Origin of the sequence: Terribacillus aidingensis, from assembly GCF_900215625.1 — a bacterium.
In the GTDB taxonomy this organism is placed as follows: domain Bacteria; phylum Bacillota; class Bacilli; order Bacillales; family Amphibacillaceae; genus Terribacillus; species Terribacillus aidingensis.
Genome location: NZ_OBEK01000001.1, coordinates 801,431 through 828,092 on the forward strand (window position 1 = coordinate 801,431; position 26,662 = coordinate 828,092).

20 protein-coding genes and 1 pseudogene are annotated in these 26,662 nt (G+C 43.1%); 16 read left to right on the plus strand and 5 right to left on the minus strand.

Features of this window, described 5'->3' with window-relative positions; genetic code table 11:
- Positions 1-5: 5 nt before the first annotated feature.
- The 6 genes from pruA (at position 6) to CRO17_RS03830 (ending at position 6,816) form a co-directional block, all read left to right on the plus strand.
- The gene (gene pruA, locus CRO17_RS03805; protein ID WP_097039399.1) at positions 6-1,553 is read left to right on the plus strand and encodes an L-glutamate gamma-semialdehyde dehydrogenase; all 1,548 of its coding nucleotides are present in this window, start codon (positions 6-8) and stop codon (positions 1,551-1,553) included.
- A gap of 544 nt (positions 1,554-2,097) precedes the next feature.
- Entirely contained in the window at positions 2,098-3,108 is a 1,011-nt protein-coding gene (locus tag CRO17_RS03810; protein ID WP_097039401.1) for a CobW family GTP-binding protein, read from the plus strand.
- A gap of 58 nt (positions 3,109-3,166) precedes the next feature.
- A complete protein-coding gene (locus CRO17_RS03815) occupies positions 3,167-4,369 on the plus strand; it encodes a GTP-binding protein (RefSeq protein ID WP_097039403.1) in 1,203 nt (400 codons plus the stop codon).
- Between the two features lie 17 nt (positions 4,370-4,386).
- A complete protein-coding gene (rpsN, locus tag CRO17_RS03820) occupies positions 4,387-4,656 on the plus strand; it encodes a 30S ribosomal protein S14 (protein ID WP_077307359.1) in 270 nt (89 codons plus the stop codon).
- Positions 4,657-4,659: 3 nt separating this feature from the next.
- Positions 4,660-5,835 carry a GTP-binding protein gene (locus CRO17_RS03825; protein ID WP_097039405.1) on the plus strand — a complete coding sequence of 392 codons (1,176 nt, stop codon included), beginning with the start codon at positions 4,660-4,662 and terminating at the stop codon, positions 5,833-5,835.
- Positions 5,836-5,919: 84 nt separating this feature from the next.
- Positions 5,920-6,816, plus strand: coding sequence for a quinate/shikimate dehydrogenase (locus CRO17_RS03830; RefSeq protein WP_425444403.1), 897 nt, complete (start codon positions 5,920-5,922; stop codon positions 6,814-6,816).
- 61 nt (positions 6,817-6,877) lie between these two features.
- Here CRO17_RS03830 and CRO17_RS03835 read toward each other — a convergent pair whose 3' ends face one another.
- On the minus strand, positions 6,878-8,884 hold the full coding sequence (locus CRO17_RS03835) for a methyl-accepting chemotaxis protein (RefSeq protein WP_097039409.1): 2,007 nt from the start codon (positions 8,882-8,884) through the stop codon (positions 6,878-6,880).
- A 229-nt stretch (positions 8,885-9,113) separates the two neighbouring features.
- Here CRO17_RS03835 and CRO17_RS03840 point away from each other — a divergent pair, with 229 nt between their 5' ends.
- Complete coding sequence (locus CRO17_RS03840; protein ID WP_097039411.1) at positions 9,114-10,334, plus strand: PucR family transcriptional regulator; 1,221 nt, start codon at positions 9,114-9,116, stop codon at positions 10,332-10,334.
- A gap of 163 nt (positions 10,335-10,497) precedes the next feature.
- On the opposite strand, the gene CRO17_RS03845 is transcribed toward CRO17_RS03840, so the two are convergent.
- Together CRO17_RS03845 and CRO17_RS03850 are read right to left on the minus strand one after the other, a co-directional pair.
- A complete protein-coding gene (locus tag CRO17_RS03845; RefSeq protein ID WP_097039413.1) occupies positions 10,498-11,559 on the minus strand; it encodes a tetratricopeptide repeat protein in 1,062 nt (353 codons plus the stop codon).
- Between the two features lie 214 nt (positions 11,560-11,773).
- Positions 11,774-12,619, minus strand: coding sequence for a MurR/RpiR family transcriptional regulator (locus CRO17_RS03850; RefSeq protein ID WP_097039415.1), 846 nt, complete (start codon positions 12,617-12,619; stop codon positions 11,774-11,776).
- A 135-nt stretch (positions 12,620-12,754) separates the two neighbouring features.
- On the opposite strand from CRO17_RS03850, the gene gnd reads away from it, so the two are divergent.
- From gnd to CRO17_RS03880, 6 genes are all read left to right on the plus strand, one after another.
- Positions 12,755-13,651 (plus strand): phosphogluconate dehydrogenase (NAD(+)-dependent, decarboxylating), encoded by an 897-nt coding sequence (gnd, locus tag CRO17_RS03855; RefSeq protein WP_097039417.1) that lies wholly within the window; start codon positions 12,755-12,757, stop codon positions 13,649-13,651.
- Between the two features lie 33 nt (positions 13,652-13,684).
- On the plus strand, positions 13,685-15,211 hold the full coding sequence (gene gntK, locus CRO17_RS03860; protein WP_097040072.1) for a gluconokinase: 1,527 nt from the start codon (positions 13,685-13,687) through the stop codon (positions 15,209-15,211).
- A 60-nt stretch (positions 15,212-15,271) separates the two neighbouring features.
- Positions 15,272-16,594, plus strand: a complete 1,323-nt coding sequence (locus CRO17_RS03865; protein ID WP_097039419.1) for a GntT/GntP/DsdX family permease — start codon at positions 15,272-15,274, stop codon at positions 16,592-16,594.
- Positions 16,595-16,750: 156 nt separating this feature from the next.
- Positions 16,751-16,951 (plus strand): DUF3311 domain-containing protein, encoded by a 201-nt coding sequence (locus CRO17_RS03870; RefSeq protein ID WP_097039421.1) that lies wholly within the window; start codon positions 16,751-16,753, stop codon positions 16,949-16,951.
- Positions 16,948-18,396, plus strand: a complete 1,449-nt coding sequence (locus tag CRO17_RS03875; protein WP_097039423.1) for a sodium:solute symporter family protein — start codon at positions 16,948-16,950, stop codon at positions 18,394-18,396. The genes CRO17_RS03870 and CRO17_RS03875 overlap by 4 nt, the downstream gene beginning before the upstream one ends.
- Before the next feature lie 426 nt (positions 18,397-18,822).
- Positions 18,823-19,677, plus strand: a complete 855-nt coding sequence (locus CRO17_RS03880) for a metallophosphoesterase (RefSeq protein WP_097039425.1) — start codon at positions 18,823-18,825, stop codon at positions 19,675-19,677.
- Positions 19,678-19,973: 296 nt separating this feature from the next.
- Here CRO17_RS03880 and CRO17_RS03885 read toward each other — a convergent pair whose 3' ends face one another.
- The gene (locus tag CRO17_RS03885) at positions 19,974-20,498 is read right to left on the minus strand and encodes a hypothetical protein (RefSeq protein WP_097039427.1); all 525 of its coding nucleotides are present in this window, start codon (positions 20,496-20,498) and stop codon (positions 19,974-19,976) included.
- Between the two features lie 60 nt (positions 20,499-20,558).
- On the minus strand, positions 20,559-23,774 hold the full coding sequence (locus tag CRO17_RS03890) for an efflux RND transporter permease subunit (RefSeq protein WP_097039429.1): 3,216 nt from the start codon (positions 23,772-23,774) through the stop codon (positions 20,559-20,561).
- Positions 23,775-23,976: 202 nt separating this feature from the next.
- Here CRO17_RS03890 and CRO17_RS03895 point away from each other — a divergent pair, with 202 nt between their 5' ends.
- The 3 genes and pseudogenes from CRO17_RS03895 to celB all read left to right on the plus strand — a co-directional run bounded on the left by CRO17_RS03895 (position 23,977) and on the right by celB (position 26,648).
- Positions 23,977-24,858, plus strand: coding sequence for a TetR/AcrR family transcriptional regulator (locus CRO17_RS03895; protein ID WP_179636817.1), 882 nt, complete (start codon positions 23,977-23,979; stop codon positions 24,856-24,858).
- A 123-nt stretch (positions 24,859-24,981) separates the two neighbouring features.
- Positions 24,982-25,308: pseudogene (locus CRO17_RS03900) on the plus strand (lactose/cellobiose PTS transporter subunit IIB); the annotation flags it as partial.
- A 5-nt stretch (positions 25,309-25,313) separates the two neighbouring features.
- Positions 25,314-26,648, plus strand: coding sequence for a PTS cellobiose transporter subunit IIC (gene celB / locus CRO17_RS03905; protein WP_097039436.1), 1,335 nt, complete (start codon positions 25,314-25,316; stop codon positions 26,646-26,648).
- The last annotated feature ends 14 nt before the right edge of the window (positions 26,649-26,662 follow it).

The window sequence follows — 26,662 nt, forward strand, 5'->3', positions numbered from 1 at the left end:
AGATCATGACAACACCTTATAAACACGAACCGTTCACTGATTTTACACAGGAGCAAGAGCAGCAGGCTTTCCAAGAGGCACTGAAGCAGGTACAAAACGTGATGGGAAACAAGTACCCCCTTGTAATCGACGGCGAAAAGGTAACGACTGATGAAAAAATCGTCTCCATTAATCCAGCAAATAAAGAAGAAGTAGTAGGGGAAGTTTCGAAAGCTACTCAAGAACATGCTGAACGTGCCATTGAAGCAGCAGCGACAGCATTTGAAACATGGCGCTACACAACGGCAGAAGAGCGTGCGCACATTCTCATGCGAGCTGCAGCAATCGTTCGGCGTAAAAAGCATTATTTCTCTGCCCTGCTTGTTAAGGAAGCCGGCAAGCCTTGGAAAGAAGCAGATGCCGACACCGCAGAAGCAATTGACTTTATGGAATATTATGCACGTCAAATGATGGAGCTGGCGCCAGGGAAAGAAATCCTGTCTCGTGAGGGAGAATCGAACCGCTACATTTATACGCCTACTGGTGTTACAGTCGTTATTTCGCCGTGGAACTTCTTGTTCGCAATCATGGCAGGAACAACTGTTGCGCCGCTCGTAACAGGTAACACAGTCGTCTTGAAGCCGGCAAGTGCAACACCAGTTATCGCGGCACAATTTGTAGAGGTGCTGGAGCAAGCAGGTGTGCCGAAGGGCGTCATCAATTTTGTGCCAGGAAGCGGAGGCGAAGTTGGCGATTATCTAGTAGAGCATCCGAAAACAAGTATTATTACTTTCACCGGATCGCGTGATGTCGGTACACGTATTATCGAAAAAGCAGCTAAAGTACAGCCAGGACAGCAGCATCTAAAACAAGTCATCGCAGAGATGGGCGGAAAAGATACTGTTGTTGTGGACGAAGATGCAGACATCGAACTTGCTGCAGATGCGATTGCTGTATCGGCATTCGGATTTGCCGGCCAAAAATGCTCGGCTGGCTCGCGAGCGGTTGTGCATGAAAAAGTATATGACGCTGTGCTGCAGCGTGTTATTGAAATAACAGAGTCTCGCATTACGGCAGCTCCGGAAAGTGCCGATGTGTACATGGGACCAGTTATCGATCAAGCTTCATTTGATAAGATAGCTGATTATATCGAAGTTGGGAAAGAAGAAGGAAAACTCGTCAGCGGCGGTTCCAGCGACAACAGTAAAGGCTTCTTTATCCAGCCGACCATTTTCGCTGACTTGTCACCAACATCCCGTTTGATGCAAGAAGAAATCTTCGGACCAGTACTTGGGTTCTCGAAAGTATCCAGCTTTGAAGAAGCCATTGATGTAGCAAACAACACAGAGTACGGTTTGACTGGCGCTGTGATCACGAAAAACCGCGACCACATCGAATACGCCAAACAACGATTCCATGTCGGCAACCTATACTTTAACCGCAACTGCACCGGCGCCATCGTAGGCTACCACCCATTTGGCGGCTTCAAAATGTCCGGCACCGACTCCAAAGCCGGCGGACCAGACTACCTGCAGCTGCATATGCTAGCAAAGACTGTGAGTGAAATGTATTAAGAAAAGCGGAGAAAACCGGTTAGAAACGTAGGAATAAGCGAGGGAGCCCGGAGTGGGTGGTTTGCCCACATAGGGATTTAGCGCTTATCCTATAGTTCCTGGCTTCTGCAGCTAGACATCACAGAATAGAACATGTCCAAAAAACGAGGAAAGCGTGCCCAGTGGGCACGCTTTTTTAGAGGATATAAAAAAAGAAGGAAGATAGAGGAGAAGGGGTTAACCGTCCAGCTCTTCTTCGTTCTCTGGATCGTCACTCAATCTTGTGAGCCAATCTCTGAATTCAGCATCGTCCTTGCAGTGAATTACTTTCGGTGTTTCGTCTAATTTGCTTTTCATTTCTATTCTCTCCTTTTCATGGTGTCACCTTTTATTATACCCGAGCTAGGATATATTAAAACCAATTTTACAGACTCTTCATTAATCTAACAAACACTTTGTAAACTTATCTTACACACAATTTTTTAGACTATGTCTTTACAAACAGGGAATGCTTGTTGTACGATATAAATCGTAACCGTTACGAATTAAAAATGTGAGGTGTAACATGACGGACGAGCAAAAGAAAATACCAGTAAGCCTTATTACTGGGTTTCTTGGTTCTGGAAAGACGACGTTATTAAATCGGATTTTGCGCGATGTGCGCGGCAGCAATACAGCAGTTATTATCAATGAGTTCGGTGAAACCGGCATTGATGGAAAATTTGTAGAAGAAACAAAAGAAGAGGTTATCGAAATCAACAACGGCTGTATTTGCTGTAATGTGCGTGGTGACTTAATTAGAATACTCAAAGATTTGCTTGTACGTGCACATAAAGAAGGAACACAGCTGCAAAGGGTAGTAATTGAAACAACCGGATTAGCCAATCCAGCTCCTGTGATACAAACATTTCTTATGGATGATGTCATGCGCTATTGGTTCGAAATTGATTGCGTGAGTACGGTAGTAGATAGCTTGCATATAGACAAGCAGCTTACCGAACATCAAATTGCACAAGAGCAAATTGCATTTGCCGATCGAATAATTTTGAATAAGCAGGATCTTGTTTCACAGGACAAACGGGAAGCATTGATTTTGCGAATGCAGCAAATCAACCCAGAGGCGGAAATATATAACGTACAAAATAGTGATGTACCGCTAGATAAACTGCTGCATGTGTACAGTTTTTCGCTCGATCACACACTTCGTATTCGTCCTGATTTGCTCAAGCAGCATCATCACCACCATCACGACGATATCCAGGCAATCGTGTTAAGAGACGACCGTCCAATGGATTCTAAACGTCTGGATATATGGTTTTCGTATTTGGTTCAGGTGAAGGGTGAAAGTCTTTTCCGGTATAAAGGTATACTTCATGTGGCAGGCGAGAAGCGTCGGGTTCTGTTCCAAGGTGTACATATGCTTTTTGCCAGCAATAGGGAGCGAGAGTGGAAGCAAGGAGAAGCAAAACAAACTGAACTTGTTTTTATCGGCAAGGATTTAAATGAAGAAGAATTGCGAGCAGGATTTGCGTTTTGTCTTGGTGAGGTGGACGAGTTTCAATCTAAAGGTGCTTGAACAGGCAAAAAAATTTAGCTGATTTTAAATCGTAATTATTACGTATAGAGGTGATAATATGGAAAAGAAAATCCCCGTAACTGTGCTGAGCGGATATTTAGGTGCTGGCAAAACCACATTGCTGAATCATGTGCTGCATAACCGGGACGGGCTGAAAGTAGCGGTCATTGTAAACGACATGAGCGAAATCAATATTGATGCTGCTCTGGTGGAGAACGAAGGCACACTGTCACGTGTTGATGAGCAGCTAGTTGAGATGTCGAATGGCTGCATTTGCTGCACCTTACGTGATGATCTACTCGTTGAGGTAGAGAGGCTGGCGAAAGACGGCAAGTTCGACTATATCTTAATTGAATCTAGCGGGATAAGTGAGCCGGTACCAGTTGCGCAGACTTTTTCGTACATTGATGAACAGTCGAACATCAATCTTTCTGATTTTACAACACTAGATACGATGGTAACGGTAGTCGATGCGAATCGTTTTTGGCATGATTTTGGTTCGGGAGAGAGCCTGCTGGATCGCCAGCAGGAAGCCGCGGAAAACGATGAACGAGAAATTGCTGATTTGCTGCTCGATCAAATTGAATTTTGTAATGTATTAATTTTAAACAAATGCGATTTAGTAGAAGCAGAACAGCTTAAACAATTGAAACATGTACTTCGCCTATTACAGCCAGAAGCAAAGATTATTGAAACAACACACGGGAGAATCGACCCGAAAGAGATTTTGTTTACAGCATCCTTTGATTTTGACAAAGTCAGTGCTTCCGCAGGCTGGCTGAAGGAATTAGAAAATGGACCGGAGCAGCATACGCCAGAAACAGAAGAATATGGGATTGGATCATTTACTTACGTCCGCCAGCATCCGTTTCATTCCCAGCGTTTTATGCACTTTGTCGAGACAATGCCGGAGAACATTGTCCGGTCGAAAGGAATTACTTGGTGTGCCACGCGTAATCAATTTGCTTTGCTGCTCTCTCAGGCAGGCCCAGCAGCAAATATTGAGCCGGTTTCTTACTGGGTTGCTGCGTTGGATGAAGACCGGCAAGCATTTTTACGCCGGGAAAACCCATCGCTGAATAAAGTCTGGCATCCAACGTATGGCGACCGCATGACTCAGCTTGTTTTCATCGGAACCGATTTAGATCAAAAAGAAATTACGGAAGAATTAGACCGCTGCTTGCTGACCGAAGCAGAACTTGCCGGTGATTGGTCGCAGCTGCAGGATCCTTTTCAATGGAATATACAAACCGCAAACTAATTTAGGAGGAATAGAAAATGGCTAAAAAATCAAAAGTGGCAAAAGAAAAGCAGCGACAAGAAATGGTAGCTAAATACGCCGAGTTGCGCAGAGAGTTAAAAGAAAAGGGGGATTATGAAGCATTGCGAAAGCTCCCTCGTGATTCTTCTCCAACAAGATTAAAGAGCCGCTGTGAAATATCCGGACGGCCGCGCGGCTACATGCGTAAATTTGGTATGAGCCGAATTAAATTCCGTGAGTATGCACATAAAGGGCAAATTCCGGGAGTGAAGAAGGCGAGCTGGTAATACATGAAACAGAAAATACCTGTAACCGTGCTGAGTGGTTATTTAGGGGCAGGTAAGACAACATTGTTAAATCATCTGCTTTCCAACAAGCAAAATCTAAAAATTGGTGTGCTCGTGAATGATATGAGTGAAATCAATATTGATGCGCAGCTAGTCGAACAAGGTGGGCTGAAGCGTACAGATGAAAAACTGATTCAACTGGAAAACGGCTGCATTTGCTGTACCTTGAGAGAGGACTTAATTGTCGAGATTGATAAGCTCGCTGATTTGGATATTGATTATATTCTTGTAGAGTCTACTGGAATTTCTGAACCTATTCCTGTCGCACAAAGCTTTACGCTGCAAGAGGATGTGCTGGGCATTGATTTGTCTGCCAAAACCCGTTTGGATACGATGGTAACAGTTGTGGACGCCGGCAGTTTCTGGCACGACTATCAATCAGGAGAAACATTACTGGATCGACAGCAAGAAGCAGTTGAAGAAGACGAACGGGAAATTTCCGACTTGCTGCTTGATCAGATTGAATTTGCCGATGTCATTTTGCTCAATAAGATTGATCAGCTGGTGCAGGAGGAAGTTAACCAGCTGTACAGCTTGCTTCACACATTGAATCCAGACGCAGCAATACATCAAACAACGTACGGCAAAATTAGTCCTGACCTGGTGCTTGATACCAATACCTTCTCCTTTGAGAAAGCGAGTCAGTCTGCCGGCTGGGTGAAGGAACTGAACCATGAACATATTCCGGAAACAGAAGAGTATGGAATTGCGTCTTTTGTTTATCGAAACAGACGCCCGTTTCATCCAGAACGCTGGATGAATTGGCTGGAGCAGTGGCCAAAAGAAGTAGTACGGTCAAAGGGCTTTTTCTGGCTGGCATCACGTCCAAACACGAGCGGTTTGTTATCGCAAGCTGGACAATCACTGACTTTGGAAGCTGCTGGTCCTTGGGTTGCTGCGTACTCGGAAGAAGATCAAAAACAGCTGCGTGCAGAGGATTCGGAATTGGATAGCAGGTGGCATCCTGTTTTTGGTGACAGAATGACGGAGATTGTGTTTATCGGAATAAAGATGAATGAAGAGAAAATAATGCATGAGCTGGATTTATGCTTATTAACAGATGAGGAAATAAAGCAGGATTTCACAGCACTGGAAGATCCGCTGCCTGCTTTTGTTTAGCAGTTTTTGTTCATGAGAGGAACCTCCAAACAATAAGGTATAAGTAAAGACCCGATGTTATCTTAGATTGGAGGTTTCTGCTTGATCAACGATAAAAACCTTGCACAAATTGACGGCAAGACGACGTTAATCGGGTTGCTTGCTTCCCCGATTGGGCATAGTATGACACCTGCCATGCATAATTTAGGCTACACAATCAGTGGTCTGAATTATGCTTATTTGGCTTTTGATGTTGGAAGGGAAGGTTTGCAAGCTTCCGTAGAAGGTATGAAAGCGTTAGGTGCAGCAGGATTTAATGTATCCATGCCGAATAAGATAGCGATCATGCAGTACGTGGATGAGCTGGATGATTCGGCTAGACTGGCTCGTGCTAGCAATACAGTTGTCCATAAAGACGGAAAGCTGATTGGCTATAATACAGATGGTCTTGGATATGTGATGAATTTAAAAGAACATGGCGTACCGCTGGATGGGATAAAGGTAACGCTTGTAGGGTCTGGCGGTGTGGCAGCCCCGATCGCCATACAATTAGTACAATCAGGCATAAAAGAATTGAGTGTATTTGCCAGACAAGACAGTCTCTTTGCTAATGCGGAAGATAATGTGTCGTTTATCAACAGGGAAATGAAAGAGTACGGTGTAACGGCTAATGTATTTCCGTTTGAAGACAAAGATGCGCTCCGAAAAGAAATCTCGGAAAGTGCTATTCTGACGAATGCGACAAGTTTAGGAATGAAGCCGCACGATGATTCTAGTATTTTGGGTGATATGCTGGATGTACTGCGGGATAACTTGATTGTGAGTGATGTCGTCTATAATCCGGTAAAAACCAAATTGCTCGCACAAGCAGAAGCTGCTGGGGCTGTTCCTATTAATGGCTTAGGGATGGTTCTTTGGCAGGGGGCATTAGCGTATAAGTTATTTACAGGAGAAGAGATGCCGGTGGAACAAATTAGGGAGATGATGTTCGGGAGCAAATGATAAAAAAGGAGAAGCACAGGTGCGTGCTTCTCCATTCTTTGTTTCGAACTCACAAGTTCTTTTATGACAATTTAAATTGCTGCAGCTGCTCTTGCAGTGTATTGGAATCTGCTTCCAGCTTCTCGGCCAGTTCTTTCAACTGTTCCATTGATTGGCTTTGATCCGCTACAGAAGCAGTAATTTCTTCTGTACCGGCTGCTGTTTCCTGGCTGATTGCTGCAATTTCCCCCGTATTGGTTGCGAGCGTTGCTTCCCGCTCCATCATGGATTTCATTTCTTCCTTCGTTTGAGCAGTCAGCTCCATATTGTGGGCGATTGCTTCTTGAATCTGAACGAAGATTTCTTTTGTACTATTTACAGCCGTTTCCTGACCTCTTACCACGTCACCAGTTTTGGAAGCGAAGGCTGCTGTTTCAGCTGTTTCCGATTGAATCTCTTGTACAATAGATGCTATATCACGTAATGCTGTTTCCGTTTGTTCTGCAAGCTTGCGAACTTCATCTGCCACGACTGCGAAGCCTTTGCCGCTTTCACCAGCACGTGCTGCTTCAATCGCTGCATTAAGAGCGAGCAAGTTTGTTTGCCCGGCGATATCAGTGATGGTATTCACAATGCCGCCAATATTGCTGGATTTCTGCTGCAGACTTTTAACAGCTTCTTCAATCTTACCAGTAGCTTCAATTGCATCCTTCGATTGCTCAATTAAGTCTTGCATCTGTGATCCGCCGACTTTCGCAGACTCTGTCATGACCAACGCTTCTTCATACACTTGCTGGTTGTGCGCATCTACTAGTTTTATATTCTGAGATAGAGCCTCCGTTGCAACGGCATTACGTTCTATAATTTCTGCCAAGCTTTGTGTCCCAGCAGAAATCTCTTCCATTGTTGCTGCTACTTCACTGGACATTGCAGAATTTTCTTCCGCATTAGCAGACAAAGCTTGTGATGCAGATTGAACATTAGCAGAAATCTCTGTATTATGCTGCATCATGCCGTGTATGTTGCCAATCATCGTATTGAAGCTGTTTGATAGGTCGCCAATCTCATCATTTAATTTTGTATTCATTCGGACAGTCAAGTCGCCATCTTCTACAAACTTCATCTTATCGCGAAGTACCTTGATAGGTCGTACAACAGAGTTGACAACGAAGAATGTAACAAGAAGCGCGATTGCTAGAACGATAAGTACCGTGATCACAAGAGGCGGGATAATTCCTTCCGCTAAATCGCTGAATTCTTTTGTCGGAACAATCGCTGCAATTGTCCAGCCAGTACGGTCATTGGTTGTAAATGCTAGTGCGCGATTCTCGCCTTCGAATTCATAGTGCACGATACCAGAACGACCGGCAGCCATCATTTTTGTCCAAAAATCATTTTCCGTCGCGTCTGTTCCTAAATATTCTTCATTAGGATGGGAAAGGAAATGACCTGATGAATCAAAAGCAACCGCATAGCCTGTCTCTGCTACCTGTACTTGCTCTGTAAGACCTTTCAATGAGGAAAGTCTAAATTCAACAATCAGCATTCCTTTTAACTTGTTGTTATTGTCAAAGATAGGCTGAACCGCATCGACGACTTGTTCGCCTGTAGTTTTTGATACATATGGGTCAGTGTAACCGGGTTTTTCTTGTAATTCTAAACCAAGCTTGTACCACGGTCGTGTTGTTGGGTCAAAATCCTCCGGAAGAGTAGCTTCTGGATAAGAGACGATTTCTCCATCAATTGGCTGATAGAAAATCGTCTCTATATTGTCGTTATCTTTTGCGTAACTTTCAAATGTTGCAGCCAATCTGTCCATATTGTTATTTCTTAGCGATTGCATCTTACTAATGCTGTCCAGATTAGATTCTATATTCTCAAGGAATAAGTCGTAAATACTGTTTAATTGCACAACAGTTTGATCTTTCATTTGCTCTGTCTGCGTTTCCAGCATAGTGCTGCGGCTGAATTGGTACCCGAAATAAGCGGTTACGAGTCCTGATAAAATAAACATCGCTACAATCGGATAAATAATCTTACGTAAAATTTTGCGGGTAAAGAAATTACCTCTCTTTTTAGATTCTTCCATATATGTCTTATATTCCTCTCTGTGCTATATTACTGGCTACACATTATTATCGGTAGGAAGAAAGGATTATGTAGTACAATTTAGCTATAAATTCTATAAAAGAAGAAGATAACGCTTTCTAAGTAAAATCGTTATTAATATTTATATATCACATGGAAAAGTTGGAAGATACTAGGCAAAACGTATCGAGTCCGTTATGATAGAAGAAAATGCTTAGGGGAAATGAGTTATGGAGTTATTCGATCGTGTTTTATCCATCAACGATTTGGATGCTGTCATCGATTTGCTAAGCTTTGAGCTGGAAAGACCGGTGATCGTTGAGAGTGCTGATTATACCTTGCTGGCGTACAATTCGCACTATATACATCATTTTGATGATGCAAACCAGCAGACAATATTCACAAAGAAGTGGACACTGCCTATTTACGAAAGATTCATTGAGGCAGGGATCGTAAATAAGCTAAAAACTTACGAACGCCCTTTCACTGTCTTAGCGATGCCGGAGATTGGGTTAAATACTAGGATTGTGGTGAGCGCAAAGCACGAGGAACGTGTTATGGGTTATGTCTGGATTCAGGAAATGGAGAAGCCGTTGTCTGCATCAGATGTTAATTTTCTTTATGAGATTTCTTTCCACATCGGTCGGCTCATTTATGACATCCAAAAATCGAAGCTGAAACAGGAGGAAAAGGAAGATCAGTTTTATCAAAATATTTTCAATAATTTGTATAAACACTCTTCTGATTTGGACTGGGGGGCAAAGGAATTTGGAGTCGTGCTGCCGGATTATTTTGCTGTTGCAGCTGTTGAACTGCCGCAGCAGGATGAGCAGCTCTTGTATGATTTAAAGCAAGTAGCGCAAACATCGCTTCAGCTAGAGGATAAATTACATCATGTGTTAATTAAGGATGACACATTATTAATCGTTCATGGCGGTAAGAAAGCTGATTCGCCAATCGAAACATTAGCTAGGGAAGTCATCCAAAGGATTCGCGATTATGCAAAGGATAAAGGAGCTTGTATCCTTAGCGGCGTCGGAGGTGTTTACCGAGACTCCATTAATATGTTAACAAGCGCTGCACAAGCTAGAGAAGTAATTCAAGCGATAAAACTCACCCATCGCCCAGTGCCATTGTATTATAAAGATTTGCATGTTTGCCGTTACCTGCAAGCTATTGCCGATAAGAACAAGGAACTTGGCTATGAAAGCGAAGATCTAAAAAAGATACGTCAGCTTGATCCGAATGATAAAAAAGAGTTGCTAAAAACGCTGGAGCTATACCTACTGCATAATTGTAAAATCAAGCCAACCGCCGCAGCGCTCTTTGTGCATCCGAACACAGTCAATTACCGAATTAATCAAATTAACGAAGCGCTTCAGCTGGATATGACAGACGTCATGCAGAAATTTCAACTGCTGCTGGATTTGATGACGAGAGGGAAGGATTGAGTTAAAGCTGTGAATGGTGTTTCAACTAAAAAAATCCAAACGTACTGCAGTTACTAGCAGCTATGTTTGGATTTTTTTCTGATAATAGAAAGCCAATATTTTCTGGTTTCAGCATCATACCTCCTGAAACCATGATTCGCTTACTCTTTTCTAGGTGTCTGTTTCACTGAAATTCATTTGATAAGGATAACTTATGATAATAAGCGAATTTATCAGTTTGCTGTGTGTCCCAAAGATGCTGAGAATAATCACTGGCGTGTATGCGCATGAGGTGAAATAAGCCGTGTTCTTTGAAGTAAGAGATGGCTGCACCATATACGTCATTCATGCTGTCGTAATCGATATATTTCGACCATAAAATGGTGAATTGCCAGTAATACTCCTTGTTGTTTTTCTGCTCACATACTTCTATCCCTGTGCGGTAATAGCGCTCCGCTTCTTCTGTTCGTTCCAAAATGTAAAGCGATCGGGTCAATGTATACAATGCCTGGATGTATAACGGATGGTCAGGATGTTCAATGACTTGCTTCAAGTAAGGGATACCTTTCGCATCTGTTTGCTGTTTGTGATACATAAGTCCAAGATTAAAATGGCACACAACAGCTAAATCTTCTTGCCCGGCGCTTCCGGCAATAGACAAGGCATCTGTAAGATTAGTTTCTGCTTTCTCAAATTCGCGCACATCAATTTGATTTAAACCTTGCAGCGATTTACAGTTTGCTACCTTCAGTTTATACGCCGGATACTGCTCATATAGTGCGATTGCTTTTTCCAGATGAAAAATGGACAATGCATTGATATCCAAATAATAAAATTGCAGTGCTTTATTATAATGAAGTCCGGCATGTTCGTCCTCGTCCTCTACTGCATGCATATAACTCTCCGCTTTTTCGAATAAATCGACTGCTGCAAGGTATTCTTTTCTGTGAAACCTTACGAGAGCTGTAAAACAATAATAGAGAAAGGCTTGAAGATCTAATAGTTGGTCAGGCTGAAGCCGCAAAAGTTTTTCTTCTGCCAGCTCTACATTGCCCATCAATAAATCATACCGTGCATCCAGCAGCAAAAAACCGTTCCAAGCGTCATCCAGGAAATCACCAGCTTGCAAAACAGCATACACTTCTTCGCGAAGGACGGCTGACTTGATCCGATCACGTGATTTTATTGTTTTATGCCAATTCCGCATGAATGTAATTAATTGTTCCGTACTTTTCACAACAGACATATACAGTTACTCCCAGTAGTTTAATATGCTGGACGGCGATATACAGGATTACAGATAAAATAAAGCTGCTTGTAAAAATGCAAGCAGCTTTATAACCGTCCCTATTGAATATAGCTAGTGTATCATATACGAAATTCACTAACCTATCACTTTGGCGATAAATAATAGCGATTTTTTTGCATTTTTTTAAGTTGACCCGTCCGTTCCTGGCGGGTCACATTTTCGTTGCCGCGATTGCATTCCGAACTTTTTCCACGGATGCTTGCGCTTTGTCTTTTTGACGCATAATAACCGTGACATACAATGCATCAATAATACTCAGCTGTGCAATTCGGGAAGCGAGTGCTTCTGATCGATACGCTGTTTCTTCGGAGCTTGTATGTAAGGCAACGTCTACTTGCTGGCCGATCGGCGATTTAGGAAACCCAGTAATGGCGATTGTCTTCGCTCCGGATTTCTTGATTGTTTGAAGCAGCTGGTAGGCATCTTTGCTGGCACCTGAATGAGAGAAGATGAATGCGACATCTTCACTAGACAGCTGGGAAGCAGACATTAACTGCAAATGAGCATCGGGAAAGGCGAAGGCGGGTACACCCGAACGGACAAATTTATGGTAAGCGTCCATTGCAACCATATTGGATCCGCCAAAGCCGTAGAATTCTGCTCGTCTAGCGGAAAGAAGCAGTTCAGCTGCCTGTTCTAATTCGTTTTCACCGAGTACTTGCAAGGTGTTTTCCAACGTTCGTATATTTGATTGAAAAATTTTTTCGGCTACCATTTTTGCGTCATCATTGTCTGTAATCTCTTCATGCAGCATGTCGTTTGGTGCCATAATCTCAGGTGCTAATGCAATTTTTAATGCTTGATAGCCCTTATAGCCGATTCGCTTACAAAAACGGGAGACAGTAGCATCTGCCACATCCAAATGGTCGGCTACTTGGCTGATTGTTTGGTGCACAATCGTTTCTGGCTGTTTAAGAATAAAATCGGCTATCTTTTTTTCTTTATCACTTAACCTCGGATAGTGAGAGCGAATGCCCGCTAAACCTTGCTGTGCCAAGAAAATCAGCTCGCTTTCGTCCTAATTGTTAAGAATTAGTATAGCATAAATTCGTTGTAATCGCTTGCAATATGAAAATTATTTTCTTATTATGGTTACATAAACTGAAAATTATTTTGAAGGAGCTAATCTATTATGCATATTGGATTAATCGGTCTTGGAAAAATGGGATTCAATCTTGGTTTGAACTTGTTGGACAATAATTTTGAGGTTGTTGCTTTTGATGTAAGTGAAGAAGCGCGCACCAAATTTGCTGAGACAAAGGGAGAAGCAGCTGCTTCTTTAAAAGAATTAGCGGAAAAACTGCCAAGCCCTAAGATTATCTGGTCAATGGTTCCTGCTGGAGAAATTACGGAAAAAGTGCTGGATGAGCTAAAGAGCTATCTGTCAGAAGGAGATATTCTGATGGACGGCGGAAACTCTAACTACAAGGAATCGGTGGAACGTGCCAAAGCTTTTGCTGCACATGGTATTCATTTCTTTGATGTAGGTACGAGCGGCGGGACGGACGGGGCGCGCCACGGTGTGTGCACCATGATTGGCGGAGACGCAGAAGTGTTCAAAACAATTGAACCAATCTTCCAAGCAATCAGTGTAGAAAATGGCTATCATTATGCTGGCAAAAGCGGAAGCGGCCACTTTTTGAAAATGGTCCACAACGGCGTGGAATACGGCATGATGCAATCGATTGCAGAAGGCTTTGAAGTATTAGAGAAAAGCGATTTTGACTTTGATTATGAGCATGTTGCGAAAGTGTGGAACAACGGTTCGGTTGTTCGTTCTTGGCTGATGGAACTCGTAGAATCCGCATTTAGCAAAGATCCAAAACTGGATGCGATTCGCGGTGTGATGCATTCTTCTGGTGAAGGCAAATGGACAGTGGAAACGGCGCTTGAGCTGCAAGCAGCAACACCTGTTATTGCGATGTCACTCATGATGCGTTATCGCTCGCTAGATGAAGATACATTCTCTGGAAAAGTAGTTGCAGCATTGCGAAATGAATTCGGCGGCCATGCAGTGGTGAAACGCTAACAAAAGGAGGGGAAGAAGTTGGCTGCTTCCTATATGATCGGCGTAGATATGGGGACGACGAGTACGAAAGCTGTCCTGTTCACAACAACTGGTGAAGTAATTGCAAAGGAAGGCATTGAATATCCGCTGCATTCACCAACAGCTGAAACAGCTGAGCAAGATCCGGAAGTAATATACCAAGCTGTACGATCGACCATTAAAGATACGATTCGTATCAGCGGTGTGAACCCAGCAGCGATTCGCTGTATTTCCTTTAGTTCTGCTATGCATAGCGTTATTGCTGTTGATGCTCACAACAAACCGCTCACGGCATGCATTACGTGGGCAGATAACCGAGCAACAAAATGGACGGAGAAAATCAAAGAAGAAACAGACAGCCATCGCATTTATGAGCGCACTGGTACACCGATTCATCCAATGGCGCCATTGTCGAAGCTGCGTTGGTTAAAAGAAGAACAGCCAGCGGTCTTCGAGCAGACAGCTAAATTCATTTCCATAAAAGAATATGTTTTCTTCAAGCTGTTCGGCAGCTATAAAGTAGATTATTCAATTGCTTCTGCAACAGGCATGTTCAACTTGAAGAAGCTCGCTTGGGATGAAGAAGCGCTAGCGGTTGCTGGTGTTTCTGTTGATCAGTTGTCTGAACCGGTATCAACGACCTATCAATTTGTCGGTCTGACAGAACAGATGGCAGAAGAACTTGGTGTGCTGCGGCAAACACCGTTTATCGTCGGTGCAAGTGACGGTGTTCTGTCCAATCTTGGGGTAGGCGCGGTAGAAGAAGGTGTTGTAGCCGTCACTATCGGAACGAGCGGAGCCATTCGTGCCGTAACGGACAAGCCTACAACAGATCCGAAAGGCCGTATCTTCTGTTATGCGCTGACAGAAAATCATTGGGTCGTTGGCGGTCCGGTAAATAATGGCGGTGTTGTACTTCGCTGGGTGCGTGATGAGCTAGGGGCAGCCGAAACGGAAACGGCAGCACGGCTCGGTATTGATCCGTATGAAGTGCTCACCAAGATTGCTTCACTCGTAAAACCAGGATCAGATGGCCTGCTATTCCATCCTTATCTAGCAGGAGAGCGTGCCCCGCTTTGGGATGCCAATGCTCGCGGTTCCTTCTTCGGACTTGGACTGCATCATAAGAAAGAACACATGATTCGCGCGGTTCTGGAAGGTGTTTTATTCAATCTTTACTCAGTGCTGTTAGCGTTGACCGAATTGACAGGCAGTCCGAAAAAGATTCAAGCAACTGGCGGTTTCGCACGTTCAAGCTTATGGAGACAAATGATGGCCGATATCTTTGACCAAGAAGTGCATATTCCGGAAAGCTATGAAAGCTCTTGTCTCGGGGCGGCTGTTCTCGGTTTGTATAGCCTTGGTGATATCGATTCATTTGATGTTGTCAATGACATGATTGGACGCACACACCACCATACACCAAATCCGGAATGCGTGGACGTTTACCAAGAACTGATGAGCATTTATATTCAGTTGTCTCGGACTTTCGAAACAGAATATGCACGAATTGCTGATTTCCAGCGGAGAATGCTGCAATAATGCGGCTTTCTCTGTCTAGTTCATGAAAGCGCTTAATCAACGAGAAGAGGGGAAATCGACATGGAATTCTATCTTTTATCTATGACATTATTAGCTATTGTTATTGTTATTATTGGTGTTACGGTTTTCAAATGGCATGCGTTTATCAGCTTAACGGTCGCAAGTCTATTCCTTGCCATCACAGCAGGTCTTTCATTCGATGAAATTGTAAAAGCTTATGAAACTGGCGTCGGCGGCGTGCTTGGCCACCTTGTCGGCATTCTGGCATTAGGAACGATACTTGGTAAAATGATGGCTGACTCTGGCGCTGGTAATCAAGTGGCGAATTTTTTTGTTGAGAAGTTCGGGCCAAAAAGATTGCCATGGGCCATGTTCTTAGCCGGTTTTATTATTGGGATCCCGGTCTTTTTTGAAGTAGGTATTTTAATCGTACTGCCGCTTGTAATTAGTATTTACAAAACGACCAAGCAAAACATTTTGCTGATTGCTTTGCCAGTCATAGCTGGTCTTTCCATTGTGCACGGACTTGTGCCTCCGCATCCAGGAGCGCTTGCAGCGATTAGCATCTATGAAGCAGATCTTGGCATGGTGTTACTGTATTCTCTCATTATTGCGGTACCAGCTGGTATTCTTGGCGGACCGGTATTTGCGAAATGGGTGCATAAACGGGTTATTCCGCAAGGTGAGCCAAATCTCATTAAAGTAACGCAGCCGGAAAGCACGCCGGGAACAGGCATTAGTTTCTTTGTCATTCTGCTGCCGGTGTTACTCATGATTTTGTCAGCAGTTGGCCCTTACTTGCAGCTGCCTAACATGGCAGAAGAACTGCTCGCTTTTATCGGAAGTCCTTTAGTAGCTTTATTGGCTGCAGTATTTGTAGCTTATTACTTCCTTGGCTTCCGTCAGGGAATGAACCGCGATCGATTAAAGAAAATGACAGAAGAATGCATTTTGCCTGTCGGTTCTATCATTCTAATTATTGGTGCCGGAGGCGGGTTCAAGCAAGTGCTCATCGACAGCGGTGTCGGTGACACAATTGCTCAAATGTCGACGAATTTATCTCTTTCTCCAATTGTGCTAGCATTTCTTGTTGCTGGCCTGATCCGGGTTGCAACTGGGTCCGCGACTGTAGCGCTGACCACAGCAGCAGGTATAGTTTCGCCAATTATTACGCATATGAGCGGTGTGAATTTGGAGTTGCTTGTTATCGCCACGGGTGCAGGTTCGCTTATGTTATCCCACGTCAATGACGCCGGTTTTTGGATGGTCAAAGAATATTTGGGCTTAACAGTGAAAGAAACATTCCGAACATGGACAGTGCTGGAGACCATTCTAGCGTTTGTTGCTTTTGGCGGCGTACTGGTTATGGATCTCTTTGTTTGATGCATAGCTAGTAAACTTGTACAGAGAAAATCGAATTTCGGTTTTCTCTGTTTTTTTATGACTTAATGAAGAAAAGGTCTTTGCTAATTGTCGAAAATAAGCATATGATAGCTTCAGAACTTTATCGTTCTAATTATCTTGGAAGGTGATCACATCATGAAACGATTATATTTTCTGACGGTCCTGCCTTTTATCGGGATGTTAGGATTTCTTCCTCTCGTGAACAGAGTGGAGCCATTTGTGCTGTCCATGCCGTTTGTTATGTTTTGGATTGTTTTATGGACTGTACTTACTAGTATTATTCTGGCTGTCATGTACAAGCTGGATCCACGAAATAAAGAGGATGAAGAACAATGAATAGTGCACTTATTATTATATTAGGATTTCTGCTGTTAGCTGTTTTCTTAGGCATTCGATCTACCAAAGGAAAACAAATGGACCTCGAGCAATGGACAGTCGGGGGGAGAGGGTTTAGTGCTATCTTCGTCTTCTTGCTCATGGCAGGAGAGATATATACAACTTTCTCGTTTCTCGGCGGCAGCGGCTGGGCATACGGAAAAGGAGCACCAGCATTATATGTACTGATGTACATCTGTTTGTCGTATGTAGTATCGTACTGGCTGTTACCGGTCATTTGGCGGTATGCAAAAGAACACAAGCTTGTGTCACAATCGGATTTCTTTGTGAAAAAATACAACAGTCCATATCTCGGCGTGCTCGTTGCATTAGTCGGCGTTATTGGCATGATACCTGTTATCGTCGTACAGCTGAAGGGATTAGGAATTATCGTGTCCCAAGCTTCCTACGGCGCTATTTCCATGGAAACAGCTGTATGGATTGGCGCAATCAGTTTAACGGTTTATGTAATGCTTTCCGGTGTACACGGATCAGCATGGACTGCATTGATCAAAGATATCGTAATGGTAGTTGTTATTTGTTTTCTGGGTATTTATTTGCCGCTGCATTATTTTGGCGGTTTTCAGCCAATGTTCGAAGCTATCCACACAGCGAATCCGGACTTCCTGCGCTTCCCAGATGAAGGAAATAGCGTCACCTGGGTTATTTCGACCGTCTTACTGCTTGTCTTAGGATTTTACATGTGGCCGCAAGTATTCAGCTCTACTTATACAGCGAAAAATGCACGCGTATTCCGGAAAAATGCGATCATCAGTCCACTGTACACACTCATGCTTTTGTTTGTCTTTTTGGTAGGAACCGCCGCCATTTTGACGGTGCCTGGGCTGGAAGGAGAAGACGTGGATCTTGCTTTAATTCGAATCTCGATGGAAACCTTTGATCCTTGGGTGATAGGCATTATAGGAGGAGCAGGCTTACTGACAGCACTAGTACCTGGTTCTTTGCTGATAATGAGCACAGCTACGTTATTAGCAAAGAATATCTATCACGTATTTGCACCGCAGTCTTCCGAACAAACAATCGGAAAACTAGCACGGCTGCTTGTTCCTGTTGTCAGCTTAGTCGCTGTCCTTTTCACACTGCATGGCGGAGCAACATTATCTAATATCATTTTGATGGGCTACAGCTTAATGACCCAGCTGGCTCCGTCACTGTTCTTCAGTCTCTGGAAAGGGAACTTCGTCAACAAGTATGGTGCAGGTGCAGGGATTCTTGCTGGATTAGCTGCGGTCGCTTATATTACGATAACCAAAACAACCTTGGTGGACCTATTCCCATTCCTGCCAGCAGCATGGAATGATGTAAATACGGGGATTATTGCATTGGTTGTGAATGTCGTGGTTATGATTGTTGTGAGTTTAGTGACTAAAAGCAAAAATCGCTAACTGAATGGAAATGAAGGCATAGTTTTCATAAACGAAAGTCCGAACAATGGGTATTCCTTACAGGATGCTCGTTAGTTCGGCTTTTTTAATTGATTTTCACCTGGTTCTACTAATAATTTATCAATGGTAAATTATTTTGTTATCAAAATAGAAAATCCCTTAAAAGGGGATTAGACAGTACGTTTACAAAAAGAAAATATATTCAAATTATCCTTGCTTTAGGTTCCGATACACATAACTACCGGTGGCATTTAAGTAATTTGAATAACACACGTGTTTACGGGAGGCTATATATGAATCTGAGTAGTTTAGAAATATAGAGATGTCCTTCCTTATATCGGACTTGGAAAGCCAGAACTAATTAACCGGGACCTCAAGAACCGTAATTTGGTATAATGTTCTATCTACAAAGAAAGAAGTGAGACTTTGAAGAAGATAAAAAAGCGATTTATATTTACCTTTATAGTTATTATTGCAATAGTATTGTTCTTCTATTTTCAAAATAATTCAATTGTAATAACAGAATCTACTATAAGTTCACAAAGAGTTCCAGCAAGTTTCAATGATTATAAAATAGTACAACTATCGGATCTTCATAGCAAGGCCTTTGGAGATAGACAAAATGTGCTGGTTGAAAAAGTCACTAAAATTAACCCGGATTTGATAGTTTTTACTGGTGATTTGGTTGATTCAAAAAACTATAATGAGGATACAAGTCTGAACTTAATGAGGGAATTGATACATATAGCTCCTATTTATTTTGTAACAGGAAATCACGAGTGGAGTTCTGGCAGATTTAACATACTTGAAAGAGAATTAAATGAGATAGGCGTTAAAGTTTTGAGAAACTCAAATGATGTCATAACAAAAGGGCATGAGAAAATAAAAATTATTGGAATTGATGACCCTGCATATGTAAATGATTCTTATACAGAACGTAGTATTACAGAAGAAGCTATTGAGAATTCAATCGAGGGAATGGAAGAAGCTGATTTCAAAATCTTATTATCTCATAGACCCGAATTTCTTTCGGTGTATTCAAAATATCCAATTGATGTAGTTTTTTCAGGTCATGCTCACGGTGGTCAAGTTAGAATACCTTTTGTCGGTGGTTTAGTTGCTCCCAACCAAGGTATTCTCCCAAAGTATACTGCAGGTAGGCACGAACTAGATAATACTTCAATGTTTGTTAATAGGGGTCTCGGAAATAGTATAATTCCTTTGAGAATATTTAATCGTCCAGAAATTATTGTTTTAACTTTATCTTCATCTAGAAGCTAAAAGATTAGGATATAATAATTGCCGAAAATACTGAAATAAAATTCATTTTTCTGCGTCTTTTATCTGTTGTTCTACTATTTATATCATACATGTCGCTTGATGCTGCAAGCCAGCCGGCGGTAAAATGTAGGAGATATTATAAATGGAGGAAGATAATGAGTTATACATTAATCCGGATTATCCAAGCTTTTAAACTCTGCTGTATGTTTTATGGATATTCTGAGGTATAAATCATTAGTTTTAGATGCAATAAAAAATTCGTTCACACCAGCTGGAAGTACACAGTATAAGAGACGTCAGATTAAACGCTCTTGCACAATTCGAAGCATCTCCTCTTGCACGAATGTTTCTCTTAACGTCAGCACGATACGGCCATCAACCGAACCTTCACCCAGAATTTCATTGTCATAAGTAAAATATATGGCAAGATTATCTTTTTCTGTTAACAGGAAAAAGGTGTATAGAGAGGAGTGTTCTTGCTCACCGAGAAACCGTCCAACGGCCATTTGACCAGCCATGTTTCCCCACCATGATTGAAATGTTTCCACGCAGCTGTTAAAGCTTTGTTCATCTTTAAAGAGTGCTTGAAAATCTTCTTCATGGCTGTACATATGTGTAGAAGGATTAAGTGATAACAATGTTTCGTTCCATAGCTTTTTCAGCATCGGCTTCAGTACTTTTGGTTCTTGTACTTTCCATGGATTATTAGGGATGCTGGGGAATACGCGTGCGTCCTGCTTGGCATAATTATGAACAAACTGCAGGAAATTGAGGGAGTCAGGTGCATCTGTATACAAAATGCGATCATTCTTCTTTTTCATCATCTTACCTCCAAATAAAGGAAAAGCCTGCAGTCATGCGCTGCAGGCTTTTCTGTTTGTTTATTCATCTCTTTTTGCTGCTTTTTTTGCCTGTTTTCTTTCCTTGCGGCGCTGTCTTTCTGCTTTATGATGCTCTTGCAGGCTGAAGCGGGTTGTCATTTCGTACACGATTGGCACGATAACAAGTGTCAGCAAGGTAGAACTGATGAGACCGCCGATAACAGTGATACCTAATCCTTTGGAAATAAGGAGCGATCCGCCGCCTTCAAATCCGAAGGCAAGTGGTGCAAGGGCACCGATTGTTGCGATGGCTGTCATCAGGATAGGGCGAAGGCGCGTAACGCCGGCTTCGAGAATGGCTTCCCGAGTTGAGAGGCCTTCTTTTTCCTTATGAATAATCCGGTCAACGAGCACGATAGCGTTTGTAACAACGATACCAATCAGCATCAATACACCAATTAGGGAAGAAACACTAATCGTTTCGCCGCCGATGAATAATCCTACTAGTGCACCAATAACCGTAAACGGCAGGGAGAATAGGATAGCAAATGGTGCAAGTGCTCCGCCGAAGGTCAGCACAAGAACAAAGTACACAATCGCAATGGCTGCCAGAATAGCAAGGCCAAGCTGTTTGAACGATTCGGCAATTTGCTCAGATGTTCCGCCTTGGTCGATGCTGACACCATCTGGCAGTTCCAGTTCATCTATGTCTGCTTGCAGCGCCGCGGTAGCGGATGCAACATCGCTGCTCTTAATATCGGCAGACACAGTCCCATAAAGTTTTCCATCACGGCGCTGTAATGTATTTGGAGACTGGCCGTCTTCAATTTCTGCAATCTCGTTCAAAGCAACTTCAGTTCCTAGGGAAGTCTGGATAGTTGTGTTCTCCAGGTCTTCTCTATTTTCAAATGATTCGTTTGCTACTTGGACGTAAACATCTAATGATTTGCCATCTTCATTTTGAATGGTTGCAAGTGATGGCTGACTGCCAATATTGGTGAGCTGGCCGGTAACTTGCGCTGCTGTCAGGCCAAGCGCTGCCAGTTCTTCCTGATTGGCTACAATTGTATATTTATCATATTGCTCGGAAGCGTCAGAGTCGATATTCGTTAGGTCGTCATTGTTCTCCATAACGTCCATGATCTGCTGTGATGCAGTTTGGATTTCTTCGACACTGTCACCATACACGTAGTACTGCGCACTGCTGCCGCCAGTACCAGTCATGTCGATTGAACCCCATTCGCCTTGATCTGTCATTCCTTGCAGTTCTTCAACTACTGCTTCTGTCTCTGTTTGGATATCCTCGAAGTCTTCTTCATATCCCAAGTAGAAGAGCGCAGAATCACCGGCTGAAAATGCCATTGGATTCCCGCCGCTGCTGATTGTGTATTGAAGTGTTTCTACTCCTTCGCGATCAAGCAGCATTTCTTCAGCTTCCGCCGTAATTGCCTGAATGTCCTCACGTGTTTGACCAGGTTCTGGAGAATACGATGCTACGACCATCTTCTCACCAGAACTCGGAAGGAAGCTGACACCAACAACGAAGACTAAGAACAAGCTGCCGACTAGTAAAACAACCGCAATGGCAGATGTAATAATTTTATGTGTTAACGTCCAGTTCAGGACTCGCTTGTAGAAGTTCGCCAGTTTACTAGGTTTTTCTTCTTTGTGTTGATACGTTTCCGCTTCTTCAGCTGTAATGCCGCGATTTAATCGTTTGCGGAACAGTGTATGAGCGACCATTGGTACAACGGTGATGGCAACAAGTAAGGATGCCAATAGCGAGAATACAACTGCCAATGCAAACGGCAGGAACAATTCTCCGATTTGTCCTTCTACCAATCCAAGCGGCAGGAATACGGCTACCGTAACAACAGTAGAGGAAAGAATCGGGATGAACATCTCGCGTGTCGCATCAATAATTAATTCCTTTCCGCGCAGTTTTTCATCTGCTAAGGACATACGTCGGTATATATTCTCCACTACAACAATGGAGTCATCAATTACCCGTCCAATCGCTACCGTAATGGCACCTAATGTCATAATGTTCAAGCTGATATCCATTGCAAATAGGAAGATTAATCCGATTAAAATCGATAAAGGAATCGAGATGACGGAAATAATCGTAGAACGGATATTGCGCAAGAACAAAAGAATGATGATGACGGCAAAGATAGCACCAAAGAGGGCTTTGTTAACCATTGTGTGGACAGAGTCCTCAATCGGTTCTCCTTGGTCCGTAGTTGATACGATACTCAACCCGTCATGATCTTCTTCAAATTGCTTGATCTCATCTTTTACAGCATTTACAACTTCTACGGTGTTGGCATTTGGATCTTTTGTAATATCGATCCCGATAGAATCCTCACCGTTAGTACGGGAAATGGATTCCACTTCGCCGACTACTTCCACTTCTGCAATGTCTTGCAGCTGAACAGTTGGAAGTTCAGTTGGTGCCTGTGCAGCTTGAGCCGCTGCCGCTGCTTGCCCCGCTGCAGCTTGGCCGGCTGCTGCTTGCTGAGCACTTGCCGCGCCTGTTAACGGGATTTCTAGATTGCGCAAGTCGTCAAGATTAATAATGTTGCCATCAACAGCGACGTTCTTTTCACTGTCTCCGAATTGGTAAAGTCCAAGCGGATAAGAGTCGCTGCTGTTTTGAATGATTTGACCGACTGTATCCTGGGTCAGGCCGTTTTCAGTTAAGGCATCTTCATCATAGGTAATCTGTACTTCCTGCACCTGCTGTCCGGAAATACCTACAGATCCGACGCCTTCAATACCTTCTAGTGCAGGCTGTAAGTCATCTTCCACTGTTTGTGTCAATTCTTCAATGCTTTGATTGCTGTTCGAAGCACTTAATGTAATAACTGGGAAAGCGTCAAAGCTCATTTGGGATGCTGCTGGTTCTTCTGCATCATCTGGAAGCTGCACTTTTTCCAGTGCGTCCTTGAGTTCTGTTTCTGCTTCATCCAAATCTTTCGAGTACGCGTACTCTAATTGAATGCTGGAGGCGTTTTGCATAGATGTTGAGCTTAGGTTCTGTACACCATCCAAACTTTGTACCGCCTGTTCAAGCGGCTCTGTTACATTTTCCAATACCTCTTCTGGCGGTGCGCCGGGATATGTAGTGGTTACAGAAAGTACTGGAACACTGATATCAGGAAGTGTTTCCAATTTCATATTCGTGCCGGCGTAGATACCCGTCACGACAACCATAATGGTCAGCAACCATACGGCAACTTTGTTTTTTAACGAAAAGTTGATAAACTTTCTCACGGTCCAGCTCCTCTATTCCCTATTTGACCGACTGGTCATTCTTCCTCTATACTATAGTAGTATCACCTAGTTAATGCAACAATTATAACAGGGTTATAGGAAAGATTAATAGCTTATTCCACGTTATTATTGTAGAATTAACGAAATGTTCATGAACTTTTAATACATTATGACCGACTGGTCAGTCGAAAGGGACGGCAATATGCAGGAGAAAAAAATAATCATCATCGAGCGTGCAACCGAGATTATTGCCAAAAAAGGTTATCATGCTGCCAGCATTCAAGAAATTGCGGAGGCAAGCAAACTTTCCAAAGGCGCTTTTTATTCTTATTTTAAATCGAAGGATGAATTGCTGGCAGAGATTGTTCGGTATCATTTTCGTTTAATTTCCGAGGAAATTGAAAAAGTTGATCAGCAGGAAATGCACAGCAGCCGCGATAAAGCGAAACTGAAGCTTTCGACGATTATGCGGGAAATGGTCAAGCGAGGAAATTTTATTATCATGCAGCGGCATGAAATCGACTCAGATATAGGAAAAGAAATGGAACTGTTTTTCCTTGAAGTGAGAGAAACAGGCAGAAGAAAGACTGAATCTGATTTATTGGATGTTTACGGAGAGAGAAGTAAGCCGTATTTAAAGGATTTGCGTATCCTTCTGGAAGGCATGTTATATCAGTTTATTGGCGATATGCTGCTTTACGGGCTGCTGCTTGATTTGGATCGGACGGCAGCTTACATTATGGAGCGGATGGATGATATGGTGGCTGGTTTGCTGAGACGGAAGACAGAACCGTTAGTGACGGAAGACACACCTGTTGCATCCTCTGTTTTTGAGAAAGAGTTAAGAGATAAAGAAGTCATGCAAGTGCTGCACCGGATGCAAGCTGTCATTTTGAAGCTCGATTCAACTCACAGTGAAATGGAAGAACTGCAAGGCGTAGTGGAGCTCATTCAAGAAGAGATGCGAGGAAAGGAACCTAAGAAGCTGCTTATTCAAGGGTTGCTCGCCAACTTTAAAGGAATTAGTGAATTAGAAAGCCTGCGTACAGAATTAGCGCAATTATTGGATATAAAAGTATTGTAGGAGAACACCGGCTGCGTAACTGCATGCTGGTGTTTTTGTATTTAAATATGTTTCCGTTGCGAAACGGCAAAAGACTAGCAGGAAATGTAACCGCTTTCATAGTATAGTAAAAGCAAGAACAAAAAGGGGGATAACGAAATGAATATTTTACTTGTTTGCGCCGCTGGCATGTCTACTAGTCTGCTTGTCTCCAAAATGCAGAAAGCTGCAGAAGCTGAAGCAAAGGGTTATCACATTCAAGCTGTATCCGCTGATCAGGCGAAAAAACATATTGAACATGCAGATGTGCTGCTGCTTGGACCGCAAATTCGCTATATGCTGCCTCAAATGAAAAAGGTAGGCGCAGAGCGTGGGATTCCAGTAGAAGTAATCAATAGTGTGGATTATGGAACTGGTAATGGGAAAAATGTGCTGCATCATGCTGAATCGCTTGTTGCGAAGAAGGGGTGAAGAGCATGAGCAAATTCAATGACTTTCTTGAAATGAAAGTAATGCCGTTTGCCGGCCGACTGGCTGCGCAGCGGCATCTGGTTGCACTGCGGGATGGTATTATCCTCACGATGCCATTGATTATCGTCGGATCATTATTTCTTATTCTCGGAAACCTTCCGATACCGGGGTATGCCGATTTTATGGCGAATATTTTCGGGGAATCGTGGAACACGAAGCTGCAGTATCCGGTAAATGTCACCTTTGATGTGATGGCGATTTTTGCTTGTTTTGGTATCGCGTACAGACTGGCGCAAGCTTATGAATCAGATGGCGTGGATCCTTTATCTTCAGGTGCCATTGCTTTGGCGGCCTTCTTGCTGGCAACGCCATTCAGCCCATTTGAAGTAGAGGGTGCTGCAGCCAACTTCGTGCCAGTATCCTTGCTCGGAAGCGGCGGTTTGTTTGTCGGAATGCTTGTAGCCATGCTTGCTACCGAAGTATATCGTTTCATTGTGAAACGAAATATCGTTATCCGCATGCCAGACGGTGTGCCGCCAGCGGTATCTCGGTCATTCATAGCACTTATTCCTGGATTTGCAGTTATCATCCTTGTTTGGCTTATTCGATTGCTAATTGAAGCGACATCATTTGGCGATATCCATAATTTAATCTCAACTGTAATTGGATCACCGCTTACGTTAGTTGGTTCTTCCTTTATCGGGAGTTTTGTTGCAGAGTTGATGATTGTGCTGCTTTGGGTCTGCGGTCTTCACGGAGCGAATATCGTAGGTGGTATAATGTCGCCAATTTGGCTGAAAGCAACTGCTGAAAACGCAGCCGCTTTTGCAGCAGGTCAAGAGCTGCCGCATATATTCACTGCTCAGTTCTTTGAAGTATTCATTCATGTTGGTGGTTCAGGTTCAACAATTGGATTAGTGTTAATTATGATTTGGCGAGCGAAGCTGAAACAAAATAAACAACTTAGTAAACTGGCGACTGGCCCGGCAATTTTCAATATCAATGAACCTATTATTTTCGGATTGCCGATTGTACTGAATCCGCTTATGATTATTCCATTCATTACCGTACCGCTCATAATGGTTATCACAACGTATATTGGCATGAGTACCGGACTAGTAGCAAAACCTGCTGGTATCGTTGTTCCGTGGACGATGCCGCCACTTATATCGGGATATTTGGCAACAGGAGGAAAGATTTCAGGGGCAGTGCTGCAGCTGGTTAACTTGGTGATTGCAATGGCAGTTTATTATCCTTTCTTCCGCGTTTTGGAGAGAAATCAAATTAAGGAAGAGGAAGCAAGACAGCGTGAGCTGGCTGCAACGAAAACAGACGAGTAAGAAACCCATTTAGC